This is a genomic window from Mucilaginibacter arboris (genome assembly GCF_009754915.1).
GTDB lineage: Bacteria > Bacteroidota > Bacteroidia > Sphingobacteriales > Sphingobacteriaceae > Mucilaginibacter_A > Mucilaginibacter_A arboris.
In genome coordinates, this window is record NZ_WPIK01000016.1 from 62,793 (window position 1) to 78,466 (window position 15,674).

17 protein-coding genes are annotated in these 15,674 nt (G+C 37.9%); all 17 read right to left on the bottom strand.

Features of this window, described 5'->3' with window-relative positions; all coding sequences use genetic code 11:
- Nucleotides 1-9: 9 nt before the first annotated feature.
- A complete protein-coding gene (locus GO621_RS15940; RefSeq protein WP_157568837.1) occupies nt 10-1,983 on the bottom strand; it encodes a type IV secretion system DNA-binding domain-containing protein in 1,974 nt (657 codons plus the stop codon).
- Between the two features lie 67 nt (nt 1,984-2,050).
- Complete coding sequence (traN, locus tag GO621_RS15945) at nt 2,051-2,899, bottom strand: conjugative transposon protein TraN (RefSeq protein WP_157568839.1); 849 nt, start codon at nt 2,897-2,899, stop codon at nt 2,051-2,053.
- Between the two features lie 10 nt (nt 2,900-2,909).
- Complete coding sequence (locus tag GO621_RS15950; protein ID WP_157568841.1) at nt 2,910-4,169, bottom strand: conjugative transposon protein TraM; 1,260 nt, start codon at nt 4,167-4,169, stop codon at nt 2,910-2,912.
- Nucleotides 4,166-4,612: a hypothetical protein gene (locus GO621_RS15955; protein WP_157568843.1), complete on the bottom strand. Its 447-nt coding sequence runs from the start codon at nt 4,610-4,612 to the stop codon at nt 4,166-4,168. The genes GO621_RS15950 and GO621_RS15955 overlap by 4 nt, the downstream gene beginning before the upstream one ends.
- The gene (gene traK, locus GO621_RS15960) at nt 4,590-5,204 is read right to left on the bottom strand and encodes a conjugative transposon protein TraK (RefSeq protein WP_157568845.1); all 615 of its coding nucleotides are present in this window, start codon (nt 5,202-5,204) and stop codon (nt 4,590-4,592) included. Before traK ends, GO621_RS15955 begins: the two co-directional genes overlap by 23 nt.
- A gap of 63 nt (nt 5,205-5,267) precedes the next feature.
- Nucleotides 5,268-6,431 (bottom strand): plasmid transfer protein, encoded by a 1,164-nt coding sequence (locus GO621_RS15965; protein ID WP_157568847.1) that lies wholly within the window; start codon nt 6,429-6,431, stop codon nt 5,268-5,270.
- The gene (locus GO621_RS15970; protein ID WP_157568849.1) at nt 6,428-7,219 is read right to left on the bottom strand and encodes a hypothetical protein; all 792 of its coding nucleotides are present in this window, start codon (nt 7,217-7,219) and stop codon (nt 6,428-6,430) included. Before GO621_RS15970 ends, GO621_RS15965 begins: the two co-directional genes overlap by 4 nt.
- Before the next feature lie 3 nt (nt 7,220-7,222).
- The gene (locus tag GO621_RS15975) at nt 7,223-7,888 is read right to left on the bottom strand and encodes a hypothetical protein (protein WP_157568851.1); all 666 of its coding nucleotides are present in this window, start codon (nt 7,886-7,888) and stop codon (nt 7,223-7,225) included.
- Nucleotides 7,885-8,535: a hypothetical protein gene (locus tag GO621_RS15980; protein WP_157568853.1), complete on the bottom strand. Its 651-nt coding sequence runs from the start codon at nt 8,533-8,535 to the stop codon at nt 7,885-7,887. The genes GO621_RS15975 and GO621_RS15980 overlap by 4 nt, the downstream gene beginning before the upstream one ends.
- 6 nt (nt 8,536-8,541) lie before the next feature.
- Nucleotides 8,542-9,210: a hypothetical protein gene (locus GO621_RS15985; protein ID WP_157568855.1), complete on the bottom strand. Its 669-nt coding sequence runs from the start codon at nt 9,208-9,210 to the stop codon at nt 8,542-8,544.
- 44 nt (nt 9,211-9,254) lie between these two features.
- Nucleotides 9,255-11,852: a TraG family conjugative transposon ATPase gene (locus GO621_RS15990; protein WP_157568857.1), complete on the bottom strand. Its 2,598-nt coding sequence runs from the start codon at nt 11,850-11,852 to the stop codon at nt 9,255-9,257.
- A 282-nt stretch (nt 11,853-12,134) separates the two neighbouring features.
- Nucleotides 12,135-12,443, bottom strand: coding sequence for a DUF4134 family protein (locus GO621_RS15995; RefSeq protein WP_157568859.1), 309 nt, complete (start codon nt 12,441-12,443; stop codon nt 12,135-12,137).
- A gap of 74 nt (nt 12,444-12,517) precedes the next feature.
- Complete coding sequence (locus tag GO621_RS16000; RefSeq protein ID WP_157568861.1) at nt 12,518-12,844, bottom strand: DUF4134 family protein; 327 nt, start codon at nt 12,842-12,844, stop codon at nt 12,518-12,520.
- Between the two features lies 1 nt (nt 12,845).
- The gene (locus GO621_RS16005; RefSeq protein WP_157568863.1) at nt 12,846-13,247 is read right to left on the bottom strand and encodes a hypothetical protein; all 402 of its coding nucleotides are present in this window, start codon (nt 13,245-13,247) and stop codon (nt 12,846-12,848) included.
- Between the two features lie 2 nt (nt 13,248-13,249).
- A complete protein-coding gene (locus tag GO621_RS16010) occupies nt 13,250-13,597 on the bottom strand; it encodes a hypothetical protein (protein WP_157568865.1) in 348 nt (115 codons plus the stop codon).
- A gap of 15 nt (nt 13,598-13,612) precedes the next feature.
- Nucleotides 13,613-14,230 (bottom strand): ParA family protein, encoded by a 618-nt coding sequence (locus tag GO621_RS16015; protein WP_157568867.1) that lies wholly within the window; start codon nt 14,228-14,230, stop codon nt 13,613-13,615.
- A 10-nt stretch (nt 14,231-14,240) separates the two neighbouring features.
- A partial coding sequence (locus tag GO621_RS16020) for a relaxase/mobilization nuclease domain-containing protein (protein WP_232335680.1) occupies nt 14,241-15,674 on the bottom strand: 1,434 nt, incomplete at its 5' end.

Consider the following 15,674-nt stretch of genomic DNA (forward strand, 5'->3'; position numbering starts at 1 on the left):
AATCTGGCTTTAGGAATAATGATGGATGATTTCTTCTACATCTTTTCTGATTTTCATGAAATTATCTTTGAGGATTTTGGCTTTTTCGCCGTTGAAATTGTAAAAAGTAGGCAGATCCCTATAGTTCTCTTCCTCTTTTTTAAGTTCAGTCATATCTAACTTAACCCGGCAGTGAATATTGGAGCTGGTATATTTTCCGGTATAATCACCGCCAACGTCTGTTGCAAGTAAGCCGACAAGCTCACCCGTACCCAAAGAGGCTATTTTACCAGATGGTATAAGTGGTTCGTATCTCTCGTTTAGAGAGATAGAGGTTTTGGTTCTATCAATACTTAATCCTTCGCCAATTTGCTTTTTCTTACCGAAAAGTCTTTCTAGCCATTCTAACGTTTCTTTATTTCTGGCAGATCCTGAAATAACATTACCGATAACCGCCGTGATAGTTGCTGCGGTATCTTTACCCTGTAATTGTTTTAATTGAGGAAGCTCTTGCAAGCCAAGTAACACCGCAACCTTATTGCTACGGGCCGTGGAAATTAAATTTTCAATTTTATGAATGAAAAGGGTAGGGGCTTCATCGGCAATTATAGCTGTCGGTAAATTGCCCTTTGTATTGATTAGGCGTGTTAAACGGTTTACCACAACAGAGTAGCAGGTAGAATTGATATTTTGCGTGGCGGGGCTGTTTGCAAGGATTAAAATTGAGGGATTTTTGGGATCGCTTATTTTAAGATTAAAGTCATCACCAGAGAATACCCATGCAGTTTCTTCTGTATTCAGCCTGGATATAAAAATCTTCAATGTTCCTATTTGTCCTTCAAGTTGGTCAAACGCCTTCTTCTGTAGCGCGGATGCGAACGGAGAAAGTAAACTTTCAAGCAGTGGAAACTTATTTAAACAGGTGAAGATTTCTTCATAAGTCCGGTTTAAAAAAGCCAGTAAGTGAGCAAATGTTGAATACTTTCCATTTTCATGCCTTGAAATAAAGAAAATACATGATGATAAGAAGTTGACCGCTGATTGGGTAAAGAACTTATCACTTCCACCGGAACTATCGCTTTTTTGAAGGCTTTCTACAATAGCCTCAGCCGTTTCGGATGCATCGGCCAATGTTTCAATGTAATCTGCCCTTAATGGGTTTATCCTCCTGCTTTTCTCTACTTTATCCAAGTTGATCACATTAAATTTATAATTCTTGTACTTGCCATTCTGTTTAGCTAAAAGATAGTGGTAGTAAGCAATCTGCCCTAAGTCTGGAAACTTGAAGTCATATAAGCAAATTGTGTAACCTTTGGCTATCATTTGCCTTATGAAAGGATTTACGATACAAAATGACTTTCCAGAGCCGGGAGTTCCGATTACAATTGTTCCCCTGAACGGATTGACTATATTTATGAAACCGTTATTTACCCTTTTGTTAAAGTAAAACTCCATGGGTATATTGACAGAAAAAGGGGTTATATCCGCCTTTAATGGCTGGATGAAACTTTCGCCTTCAATATTCCATTCATCCTTCCCAAAACCGCTGCGGATAATCTTTGAAATATTGTCTAAGGATGTTTGTATAAGGATAGCACCGATTAAAGAGCTTAGAATGAATCCGAAACCGTACCATGATGTATAAGGGAAGATAAAATGACCTTGTTTGTTAAGGAACCATATACCACCGAAAAAGAGGGTCAAACCAATTGTGAGCGGGTAAATAATCTGCTTTTTGGTATTAATATCTAAGTGTTTTTTACTTAAAGTGCCTATTGAGACAAGGCAAATTGTTCCTAAAATTGAAATCTTGCATAATACAATGTTTCTGTAAATGCCAAACAGAGACAGTTTTTCAAAAATATGCGTAAAGCCCACCCCAAGCTTTCCAGAAAGAAAAACAGGCCCGACATACACGTACATTATTATTTCTAATAATACCATGAGGTAAACGATAAACTGCAGCATGGAATGCAGCTGCTGTAATTCTCTTTTTTCTTCCATAATCAAAAAATAAGGCAAAAAAAAGGTGGCTAAGTTGCCACCCCATGTTTTGCGCACAAGAATTTATTTATAGTGTATCAGCGTTTAAGACATCAGAGTATTTTACTTTGAGATTTAAAACCCTGCCTGATATCTGCTTTTCAGATAATTCAATAGAAAGCACTTTATCATTTGGAAAAGTGAACTTTTTAAAAGCGAAGATATTGCGGTATTTCTTTTTAAAGTCGGCTTTCTCGTATAGTTGATAAACTGGCTTAATTTCAACGGATTGTACGTTGGTTGCTTTAGTTATTCGTTTATCATCAATTTTAAAATTAAACTCGTCGATATCGTATTTTAAGTTTGTGTTATTAGTGTAGGTAACATCTATAAAAACGTAATCATCAACTGTATAAATGTTATTTACCTGCGCTTCCATTCCAAAGGCAGATGACTTTGCTACATGAGATTTTGTATTTCCTTTTAAACCCTGTAAGGCGTAAAGGTGAAGATCGTTTTGCGACATTTCAATAGCGCCAACGTCAAGCGGGTTGGTGTTTTTAGGAAGGATTTCTATTTGCGTTTGTACATCATCCTGGTTCTCGGTGTACCATACATCATATTGAGCAATAAACTTTTCTCCAACAATGGTAACAATACCAAGGCTGTGATTAACGAAGCCATATCCCTTCACCTTATTGGGCACATACTTAACTCTTAAAATATTCTTTACCGGCATATCGCCTAACATATTCTTAGAAGAAAGATCCACATACTGGATTGGTTCTGGCGAAACAAAGTGCAGGGAAATATCATCCGTTATGTATATTTTTTCGAGGTTGACTTTTTGAAGTATTCCATCTTTTAACTTGGCCTGGGAAAATGCGTTAATGGAAAACAGGATAATGGTTGCAAGTATTACTAGTGTCTTTTTCATTTATTTAAGATTAGTAGGATTGTTGTTTTTGTTTTAATTCGTCCGGGTCAATCAGGTATAGGTAGGTGCTGTATTTTAACTTCGCTTTATTCTGGCGGATCAGTTTTGTAACAGCAGAAGACGTAGAGGTAAAAAGCTTTGAAAGTGCGCTCATATAAAGCTGGTTGGCCGTAGATGGGTCTTGTTGTAATTGAATACTTGAACCAATATTGCTTACATCCTTCGTAAAAGCCCTAAACGCCGATGCGGGAACATAAAGACCAGGCATACCGTCAAGATCAAATATTTCCAGTTTTACCGGGAGTATCTTATCCTCAGTCATAACCGACATTACTGTAAGTTTTACCCGCTGTTCGCTAAAACCAGAAATAAGAGCATAGATATAGGTTCCCTTTTTAATAAGATATTTGCCTGCTTTTATATCTTCGAGTAAGCGTATCCTCACACGAGAACCGGAATAGCCTGTTATATTTTGGTCTATTATTGCCTTTATAAAGTCATTGGGTTTGCTGACCTGAACAGTGTTAAAATCCTCGTTAAGGTCCGAAGCTTTTACTACGTCGAGTTTAGGAAACTTGGAAGCTAAGTTATCTTCTTTATTCAGCAGATCTTCTTTCTGCTTTGGAGATTTATAACTTGGATCGTTATTTTTTCCTATACTATCGATCACCTTCATCTGTTCTCGAAACAGAGCCATTGGATCTTCGTATTTTTCTTTTGTGCCTGGCCGGTTTTCCTGTCTTGGGTTTAGGTCCGATTTGTCTGTAAGATTAGAAAGAGCTGCGGCCAAATCCCGATCTTCTTTACTAATTCCTCTGGCACCGCTGTTCTGATAACTAGATAACCTTCCAGGTATTGGGTTTCGGTTTGAAACATTACTAGTATAGTGTCCTTTGATGTTATTGTCAGAAGCAGGGTTTCCGTACTTAGCTTTAAATAAAGCATCAATACTGTCAAGGGATCGCTTTTCCTTTTCATTGTACTGGCCCTGTAACTGTTGTCCCTGAACCTGCTCTTCTCCAAGATCGCTGACAGCTGTATATCCATCGCCGTGCTTGTATTGATTTTTGAAAGCATCAAGCTTACTATCAATGTCCGTTTTTTTAATTTTGTCGGAAACATCTGCTACGTCGGTTTTCAAAGCAGGTTTAACTTCTACCGTTTTTTGCTTTTCCTTGCTAAATGACTTGTAACAATAAAACAGCACGGGAAGGAATGGGAAAATAATCAGAGGTAAAATGTATTTCGGTTTTTTAAAGTCAATTTTCATCGGTCTGTTTCTTTAGTTTGAGTTTTGCGTTTTTCCAGTCGGTGGATGGCGCTTTCCAAAAAGATAGTATCTGCATGAGTTAATGATGGCTTCATCAGCACAGCTTCGACCTTTTTCTTTAGTATGTTTAAATCAGAAATCTTTGAGCTAAGATTTACTATTTCGCCAATTCCTCCGGTAACCCTATCGGTAACATTTGCGGTTCCTTTGTACATATCAGGCATTTTATCTTTTTGCCGTTCACTTGGTGTGTAGATAAAAAAGCAGACTATACAGGAGATAATTAGCGCTATTACCATTCCTGCAAAAATTTCCTTTGGGTAGCTGTGAAGCATCTTGTTCCTTCCTTCCTCGGCTTTGTCAAAATATACTGCAAATTCTTTCCGGAATTCTTTTAAAACCGTTGCTTCTGGGTCTATGTTAGAACTGATTTTTTTGAACATTGCTTAAATCTTTGTTTTCAAGTGTTTTCCAATTGGTGATTAAAACTCCATGTGCATTATTATCACTACGGGGAATATCTTTCAGGTAACCAGTGGTAATTAAGGATCTGGTAACAGTAGAGCTTCGCCTCTCGATGATCTGCTTTCCGTAGTAGATAAAAAGCTTATTAATCATATCGATATGAATACTATCGGTTTGCAGCGTTAAGACAGAGCTTGACGAAAGAATTGAATTGAAAAAGCCTTTTTCCTTCAAGTTATTGTATTGAAGTGCTCCGCTTTCATCTATTAGGTACATCGCCCTTTTCATCTGGTACTCGATGAACTTATCATCGGGGGTTAGGGAAAAAAACAAAGAGTGGAATAAATCAACGTGTGCCTTATACTCAGCCGGCCGGTTAAGCTCTATGTTGGTTTGCTTTGCCATTATTGGAATGTTATTATCCAAAATGTATATGTTTTCTCGCGTTTTACTGACCTGTTTATAAGCAAAGAAAGATGCTACTGAGGCAATAATTATGGATGAAACAAAGCTTCCTAAAGAGATATAAAGAGCCAGCTTTATTTTATTTTCTATGTTTTTAATCAGCATAAGAAATGTTGTTTAAACAAAAAGGGCCTGAATAGTCAAGCCCTTTTTATAAGTGATATGATGTTATTTTTTGAATACTGCACTACCTGCCATACGGCCCACTTGTGAACCAGTTCTGGCTGCGGTGGAAGCTGCCGAAGAAATACCGGAAGTTGAAATGATCCAGGTGCTTATTGATGGTACGGTTGTAATGGCAATTGCGCCAACAATAAAGGTAATAATGACCAGCCCGAAGGATAAAATACCATTACCCGCTAGCCATGCCATTTTTTCCATTGAATCGCCACTGCCACCGATTAAAGATTTATATTTTTCTATTTCTACCGTCATGGCATACTTCTGTAACATACCAACAATATAAAGAATCAGATATGCTATACCTACGTATAGGTTTACAGAAACAAAACGAGCGATCCATGTAGAGAAAGCATCCCTGAAAGATGGTAATATGCTCACAGCGACGGAGAACGGGCCAAGTATGACGAGTACAGTAGAGTAAATAATTTGGAGGGTAAAAATGATATAAACACAGATTCTTAATATCCAGATAGCCATTAACTCAATGGCCTGTGTTATCAAAAGCTGTAGGCTGGTTTGCATCCGGATTTTCATTTCTACTATCGGATTGTAAATATTATCAGCAAAAAAACCTTTAACGCTTTCTACTATCTGGCTTCCTACCCCTTTATTGGTGTCTTTCGCTTCATCAGCGGCAACTTCTGTTGTTGCCTGGAACGTTAACAATTGGTCGCTGACCTGAATTATTAAACCCGCCCTTTCAAAGCGTAGTGCGTTTATTTCATCCTGCTGATCTCCAAACATTGCTTCTGTTTTAGCTGCGATCAAATCAGTAGGATATGCTACAACTCTGCAAAAAACACCCCACCACATTATTACCATCATTAAACCGAAAGGGCGCAAAAGCGGCATAATTTCTAACTGCTTGTCTCCTGACATCATTTCATAAGATTTTATTGCGAAGAACATCAGCATGAATATGCAGGATAAGGCTTGTGCATCGTAGATAAAGGCGGCGAAGTTTCCGAAGGCATAATCTCTCATTCCTTGGAAGAAAGTCATTACTGGGCTATCATATACACCGTTTCCCTGTAAGAAACTCACAGCATCTTTGTATTGATCCGCTGGAACTGTGGTTTGTGCGTTTACTACCGTAGAGTTAAAGATCCCGACTATCAGGAAAATTATCAATAGTTTAGTTTTTTTCATGGGTTAAAATTCTTTCTGTTCTTTAAAATGTCGTTCATAATCTGATCATCCGTCTTTGTTGGGTTGCTGAAATAAGCGGCGGTATTTTCTATTTTATTTTTCATTTTCTGCTGGTAGGTAAGCATGACCTTTGCCATTGATAGCTTGTATTTCCAGTTTGCAGCATATTTTCTGTATTCAAGCATTATCCTGTGATACAATAAAATACGTTGTCCCCGGTCTAAATCTACCACCCTTGCATTGTCGTACCTTTCCTTTAAAGAGTTCATTTGGGTTAAGTACCAGCTGTAGGCTCCACTGTCGGCCATATAAAGCACTACATCAGGCGTTACGTTTAAAAAGGCATTTGCAACAATATTATCAAGTGGTGCAAGCTCTTTTTTGTAGTATAAGTTATAAAGAGGGTCTAGAGCGGAGACAGTACCAGAGTAGTTCATGAATTCTGTTAATGCGGTGTTTCGCAATGTATCAGCCTCCTTTTTATAATAATCAGAAGTTACCTGCATTGCAGCGGCTAAAGCAAGTCTTTGTGTCTGTTCTCCCCCGGGGCGCAATGGCCGCAAATCTTCACCGTTTTTATAATCCGGGTGTAACAGCCAAGTCGCTGCATATGCTGCGTAGGAGCCGGGATTATACCACTTGAAGACAGGCGTGAATTTATTCTTGTCCCATTGTTTATAAACCATTCTTTCTTCCTGGTAGATAATGGCCTGATCTTTTATGACCTTTTGGCTATAAGCACAAAGATTTATTCCCGAAAAGATCACCAGTAAAATTTTATGTTTCATAGGCTATTGTTTTAACATTTTATGTTTTAAAAGAATATCATCCATGATTGAAAAATCCTTGGTAACATATTGGCTGTAGGGATTTACAGATTTAATAATACCCCTCATTTTTGCCCAGTACATGTTTTGTCTTATCCCGTAAATAAGAGCGTTCATTATTTCAAGCTCCCTGATAACCTTTCCTATAAGTTCATCCCGAACGTTATAATTCATCAATACATTTCCTTTCTGGGAAAGGACTACATTAGAAACATCGCCAACCAGAGCTATCCCTCTTTCTTTCATTTGCCGGGTTGCATCCTCCGCGAAAAGGAGTAAAGCAGGATCGTCTTTTGCCAGATCCATTGCCTGGCTGCTATACTTGTAAATATCGTCTATAAGGGTTCCCATTTGCTTTACCTGAATTCCATCCTTTAAAGCCTGGTTTACTTCGGCTAGTGATTTATGAATAATGGTTTGAACTAATGATACGCTGGTAAGATTTACACCTATGTCATCAGTATTCTTCTTTATTTGTTCAAGGGAAGCTTGGTAGGTGGCTTCAGCAGCCAAACGGGTGGCACCGTTAGAGTTAACAATTGCCAGATGTCCGGGGTCTGAAATAACAGTTTGTGTAAATCCGGCCTTTGTTATAAGTATAAGGCTTGAAATCAAGAGGTAAGTTTTCACAGCTTTAAGATTTTAGCGTTTTTCATAATTTCGTTAACTGTTCCCATTTCCTGGTTGATATAGTTAGAGAAAGGATCTGTTCCTCTGCTTTTAATGACTGCGGCCTGTAATGATCTGGCAACTCCTCCGGATAAATAGGAAATGTCTTTTAATTCATTTATGATGTGTTGAAACAACAGCCTTCTATCACTGATTTTCATTTGGTTTACGTCTCCAATTACAGCACATAAGCCGATTAAATAATTCAGAAGGGAATTTGACTTTTCAACGAAAAGAACTTCGCTGTCCATCGCTATTGGTATTAAAGTGGGATCACTTTCGCTGTAGGTTACTATTTGCTGTTGCTCTTTAATTATTTCTCTCACCAACGGGGTTGCGGTAATGCCAATGTTAGCAGCATCAAAGACGATACACATCTTTGCGTACCGTTCTTGTAGAGTTCTGTATTTAACTTTTAGCTGGCTCATTAAGCCGCGGTTAGTCTGTTCTATGGCCGAAGATGCTGCCTGTCCAGTCTTTGCGTCGGCCTGCTTGGTATGTTCGGTGGTGCTATTGTCCACCAGTTGATGGAGCAGGGGAACATTTATTTGTGCATTAGCATGACAAAAAAAAAGTCCCGTAAACAGGACCGCGATTAATTTTTTCATGAGTGGCTACTTTATATATTGTCGTTTTCTGAGAATATCATCCATAATCTGTTGATCCATGTTTACATATCCCTGAAATGGATTAAGTGAACGTAAAAGGCCACGCATTTGAGCGTAATACATGGCCCTGTAGATACCATAGGTCAGTGATCTGAGGATGAGCATTTGATTTAAAATATTAGCCAATAATTTAGTTCTTTCGCCAGCATCCATCAGGTTGTCTTGTCCTCCCTTTAAAGCGAATGTGCTCACCTCCACTGCTAACTTTGTGGATCTTTCATAAAAGACATTTGCCTGTTCTTCCGCAAAAGCCAGATAAACAGGATTTTTACGCGCTATTTCAAGACCTTTATCTATGTCATCAGCCATGCCGATGGCAATCCTCGAAATTTCTTTAACATCTGCAAGCGCTGTGAGTATAGACGAAACCTGAGAAAGCCCTTTATATATTTTAGCCTGCATGTCATTTACAATCCCCAACTGGCCGGTTACCGCTAATTGCCCTTGCTGAATTAGGGTTAATTTATCCTTTGTGGTATTAAGCTGGCTGTTTATTATGCTGGCGTGAGCGGCCTGGGCTGCGGAAACCGCTGGATCAATGTAGAAATATTGTGCTTGGGACTTGTTCAATCCTAGAAGTACCAAGGTTACTGTTAGTAGGCTTTTTGTTTTCATGATTAAAGATTTCTCATTCACAGGTGCCGTTTATTGTGATTTCGTCAACCTGCTAATTGAAGGTGCTTGGGTGTGCTTTTTGCTTCTGCAAAGAATGGCGTGCCTTTTTGATTGATCTGTTTAAAAAATCTATCAAGCTTTAATTTTGATAATGTTAGATCGTTTACGAAGTTTTCTAAACCTATTTGATAGCTGCCGTAGTATTTGCTATAAATATCAACCGCCGTTTTTTCTGGTTTTTCAGTTGTAAAGGCAAGGTACTGGTGTAATGAAACTTCTACCCCGTAAACCTCCCCTATTGCTCCACGTCTGATGTAAACTTCTTTAAAACGATCTCTATTTTCAGTGTTATCAAGCTGGTTAATCGTGAATATTTTCTTTCGTTCATGCTCTGTTATGGAAAGAAGCTTTGCTATTTCATTAAAGTTGTCTTTGAACTTTGTTTGATCAAGCAAAATCACAGTATCGGAATTATTGATAATACTGTCTTTCACAACTGCATTTCCTATGATATCGCCTAACTCCTGTGTAACAACGATGGCTTCACCCCAAAACTTCCTAACTGTTTTATATAGGTATAGGATATAACTTGCCATTAATGGTGATGCTATTGCTTTCCAGGCTTCTTCTATAATGAGAGCTTTCCTTTGTGTGGTACGAAATCTCATTTTTTGAATGAATACATCCATGATGATAAGCGTTACTATTGGAAAAAGCACCTTGTGCTCCTTAATACTATCTATTTCAAAAACAACAAAGGGTTCTATAAAGAGAGAAGTATCAACCTTTTCATTTAGGATTGCCTCAAACTCTCCTCCTTTATAGAATTTCTTCAATACGTAACGGAATTCATCAATGTCAAAGGGTATTTTTTCCTGATCCTTTATTTCGGGAATTTTTGAAAGCGCAAATTCATAGAAAGAGTTGAAATTAAGTTCTAGAGTATTATAGGTTTGTACCCTTAGAACAATGTCTTCCGGTTTTGCATTATCCGTTATTTCCGGGTAAAGCTCGTTAGTTGAATCCTTACTAAAATAGCAACTGTAAAAAGACGATATCACCTGAGCAATCACATCACCTTCTACCTGATTAATTGTTCCATCTGCACCTTTCCAAAGAAGGCTGATTAATGTTTTTAGAAAATCCTTTTTTTCAATGTTGTATTCTTCCTCCTTTATAGCAAAGGGGTTCATTGTGATAGGCTTTTCATCGGTGTATGTAATATATTTTCCTCCATAGTAGGAGCATAACCCTGAATAAGAGTGGCCGGTATCAACAATAACAACATCCATTAGCCACCTTGGAGCATCAGATTTATTATACATCGAATACTGTTCTATCAGGACGTTCATAAAGAAAGACTTTCCTGATCCGCTGGGGCCAAGCACAAATTTGTTTCGGTTGTTGATCCGGTTTGTAATCATGGGTAGGTCTGCCGGATCAATAGCTACAGGTATGCCCTGTCTGTCAGTAAAGCGGATTTGAAAGCTACTTTCTTCATCTTTACTCAGGGCTTCTTTAAAAAAAAAACAAAGGGCTGCATCGGAAGTTGTCAAAAAAAGATCGTAATCTTTTAGTTCAACTGTATTACATGGTAGTGCTGTGCGAAATAATTCCATTTGATTATACGCGTTTTTATTGGGCGTAATTCCCTGCAGAGAAAGTGAGGTCTCAATATAATTGCAGGTTTGCTGAATGTTTTCGGCGGTGGCACAAACAATAATATTGAAATGAGAATTGACCAGCATTTGGTTTTCCCTTGCTACATCTACCAACAAAGAATCAATATCTTCCACGCACATTAAATTTGCCGGATCAGGTATTCCGGAATGCCGTTTTCTTTTAAGTTCTAATTTACGTTGTGTAATGTTTTGCGGGGGAATATCAATTATCTGATTATAGATGATTGTTTTGTAAGAAGGAACATTGTAAAGAAATCCCATTGTATCAACAGGGAAGCCGATTAATGTTGGTTTATCATTTCGTTCGAGATGAGTAGAAACCTTTTCTGGTAAATCAATAACATCAACATTAATCAGGCTAATGTTGCGGACCGAATTACTTCCGATTTTAATTTCTTCATCTGTAGAAAGCATGTTATTGAGGCATACGCTTTCAGTTGAAAAATTCATGTTTAGTATCCTCTTAACATAAACATCAATTTCGTTCTTATTCAAAACCGAAGGGAAAAGGTTATTCCGTTTGAAAAGGTCTTCCAGCTTTCCTATGTTGCGTTCAAATTCTAAGTATTGTTTTTTGTTGTAAGTAAAAAAAGAACTGCGCTTTGCTTTCCTCGTTATAACCAGGTATGTGTTATGGTCGGTATATTCTCTGCCTGAAAAATGTTCATCATATTTCTGCTGTAAATATTCAGTACTGTCCTTTTTGTTATAACTCCTTTTGCATAGAATATCCTGCTTCTGTATAACATATCCTTCTCCCAGTATCTTAATCATGTTGATATACAACTGATGGGAATTGTCGTAAGCAGCAGGATCTGCTGAATATTGTAAAACAGGATTATTTAGTTTGATGATAACAGCATAATCCCCTTTTAAATTTAATAGCAAAGGATATTTGCCGCTTTTATCATCTATTCCAACATAAGGTAAACTAAACTCCGTTCTGCGTTTTTCTGCCATTTGTTAAGTTTTTAAAATCGTTACCAAATTGGAATATGCCTAAATGCCTTGTTTTAAAGTGAAGGCCCTTCTTTTGTTGATTAGCCGTGAATACTAACCCGCCAACAAAGCCGGTAACACAAATAAATCCACCAAGTGCCATATTTGACATGCTCCCTACCACTCCTCCGGTTACCAGGCTTATTACAAGGGAACCTAATCCCCATCCAATAAACTTTCCCTGGAAACCTTTATAAATAAGGGGCTTTTGAAGCCCCTTATAAATGTTGAATTGCCTGGCCATTAAACGCCGAAGAAAGATTTGATAATTACACTAACAAGCAGCAGGAAGATACATGATCCGCCCCAGCTCATTACGTCTTTGCTAATCTCTTTATCTCCGCTGTTCCACTTCATAAAGACAATGATACCTCCGATAATACCTACTACCGCTCCAATTGCCAATGTAAGGTCCGAAACAGGGTCAATGTAGGTTCGTAGTGTGGAATTGGCAGCATTGATTCCGGTAACACCACTTTGAGCCATTGATTCGTTTACTGTAAAGGCTGCTAAAACTGCTATTACTAAAAGCTTTTTAATTCTGTTGTGCATTGTCATAAAAAATAGTTTAAAAAATAAAAAATTGAATGGTTAAAAAATATAAAGAAGGTTGTTTGTATGAGGACTTAAACTCCGAAAAGACCGGACATTACGGCGGCAACAAGCTGGATAAAAATACAGGCTCCGAACCAACCTATTACATCAGGTGTAATATGATGCTTGCCCGAATTCCAGTTACTATAAACCCTTATCCCGCCTACTAATCCAGCTATTGCTCCTATGGTCATTACCAGAGGCACCAGTGAGTGAAAGTCATCCTTTACCATGCCGGTGGCCGCGTTCATTTCGTCTATGCCCGGAACCTGACCAAAGACGAAAGCTGGTATTGTTTGGAAATAAAAAAGGGCTACCAAAGCAGCCCTTATGAAATAACGTTTTTTGTGATTTTTCATATTAATAAAAGACTAGAGAATTCTTATAGTTAATCGTGTTATTCTGTGCCAACCTAATCAACTCTGACATTTGAGTAGTGCCGCCTGTTGATGTATTTGTGTTATGAGATACAAGGGTTATTTCTTCGGTATCTTCGTCTTGTCTTTCCCAAACCACCTTAGCGGGTGCGGGTCCAATCTCCTCCACGTTTTCTAACTCCGCAAGTTTCTCTATGGTAGTCGGTGCTGCTGTGATTTCAGGTTTTATGTTTTCAGGTTCAATATCTTCCTGAAACGTTAATTCGTCCATTTGGCTCGACGGATCGTTTATGTCTTTATTTTTTAGGCTATCAATTACGATGATAATGAGATAGTAGAATGTATAAATGCCAATGATTATGTAAAAGAATTTTGTCCAGCTCATAGCTATAGTTCTTTAAGAGAGTTTTTAATTAATTCTTTAATGCCTGGATTTTGTTCCAAAAATTCCCTGCTCAAAAAATTAAGGAATTGCGTTACATTGAAACCAAGCGTTGCTTCAAACTTGTTTAGGAGGTTTATGTAATCGTCATCAATCCGAATTAACATTTTCGTTTGGCCCGTTACCTTGACCGATGTTATGTGCTTTATCAGGTCTGGTAAGCAAGCAGGTGTGTTAATCGGAACCGGCTCGGTTTCATTCTTTTCATGTGTTTTTTCTTTCTCGTCTTTAATCCCTCCTTTTTCTCTGTCCTGGCGAATTCTCGCAGTAATATCTTTCATGCTTTCTTCCATCGTCGGTTATATGTTTTAAATAAATTGGTTAAATATTGAATCAAAAACAGGGGTTACAACCTGCCGTATGGTATGGGGTGTTTCAAAACTGTTGATGCGCTGAAAGTCTATTCTTTCAGAAATAGGATTAGTAACAGCGCCAAAATTTGACAGAACCTTATTTACGCTTTCAAGTGTTTCGTATTTCACGTTTGTCTTGATGCGGTTTGGAATAAAAACAATGTTTACTTTATTATTTAAAGTTTTTACAACCTCTGAAAAATCTATAGTAGATCCTACGGAGTATTCATCGTAAGCAAATGGGCAAATAATTAAATCAACACCTTTAAAGACCGGTATTAAGTTGTCGTTTTCAATACTGCCGGCAACGTCTAAAATTGTAATGAGATTTTCTTTGTCGCTAACTATTGCATGTATTGTGTTGAATTGATCAACGTTGGCAGCTTCCACTTCATATAACTGAACGTTTTCGAGCACTTTGGCGGCCTGTACTTTATTATAAATTGACCGCTGGTTATCCATATCAAACACAATAACATCTTTGTTATGAACGAATGACAGGTAGTTAGCGAATAGAACAGCAAGGGTAGATTTCCCCACACCGCCTTTCTGGTTTCCAAATAGTATAATCATAGGTTTCGTTTTATCGTTTTTTAAGATTTGATTTACCTAGCCGGCGCCTGTTCTTTCGATTAGCTTTCTCATCGTCAACATCACTTGCTATACTTAAATCAGCGTTCACGACGGTATCGATAAGCCAGGATTGATCTTCATTGTTCCTGTTTGAAAAATCATGATTGGAAAAAGCGTCTGGGGCTGGTTGAAAACTATTGCCAGTTGGTGAGATCATCTTTTCTTTTTGCTGTGAGTTTAAACTGCTATGTTTCGCAATTAGATTGAAATCCTCGCTGCTTGTAATCCGGTCTGCTGAAATCAAAATGAAAGAGGCCTTGTCGAAAATATAAAGCCGACCGCTGTTAACTTTTATTTCCAGCTTATGTGCCCGTAAACCTTCCGGTATAGAACCATATTCATGAATTGCCGACTTTAAAAGCGACTGCATTAGTTTTTCTTTATCCGGAGGTATCGAGATGCGCGAAGTGGTAGTCGGAGTTGGAGCAAATATTTCTTTAGCTGCAATTTCGTCTTTTATAGAATCGACTTTTATGGTTAGAGCTGCTGGCTTTTGCTGATGTTGTTTTTCTTTGGCTTTGCTTGATATGAAATCATTTAGTGGCATGATCTCTCCACCTTTAAAAACAGATTTACTCGCATGGTCAATAACGGTATAACCATATGGCGGAAGATTTTTCTTTCCGTGGAAGACGATATCTAAACCAAGCCTATATTTAAGCTCCTGAGCCAAAGGCGAAGTATATCCGATTTGTTGCTTTAGATCTTTGTTTTTTGAAGGCTCAAATACATCTGTAATTTCCGAATCAAAGCTTTCTTTATATTTATTTATGATCGCTTTTAATTGAGGAATACGCGGGTTATACTTATTACCCTTCCCAAGTAAAGCATCTATTTTATCAATTGGTATAACGGCCTGTACATCATCATTTTTTCTGAGAGTTATCCCGGTTTCATTTTGTGAAACACTGTAACCCTGCCGTTCAAACAATAGCTTTAGTTGTGCTATAGACGAAATGTTATAGTTAAAATATTCCCCGATCAGCTTTTCAGTTGTTTGCTTAATGTCGGTCTGGAGTATTTTTTGGATTGCCGCTAACGAGCGTTTCTTTTCAAAACGATCATTAATTTTCTTGCCCTTTGAGTTTATCCGGCTGCTGACTACGTGAACATGGTTGTTTACAGTGTCCTTGTGGTAAACAATAAGATAAGGGTTATCGCTATAACCCATTTCTTTTAAATAAGCTTCGGCTATTTTTGTTAATTGATACTTGTCGTACTCTCTTCCACTACAGGAAATTGCTGCATGAAACTGTTTATCCTTTACAGATAAGTTGGCTGCAGAATAAGCTAAAAGGTAATTCTTATATTCTTCTGGTGATAATTTTGGAACATTTTGTAAGTAGCCAAAGTTTTCGATTTTCATTAGCTCACCCTGGTTCTT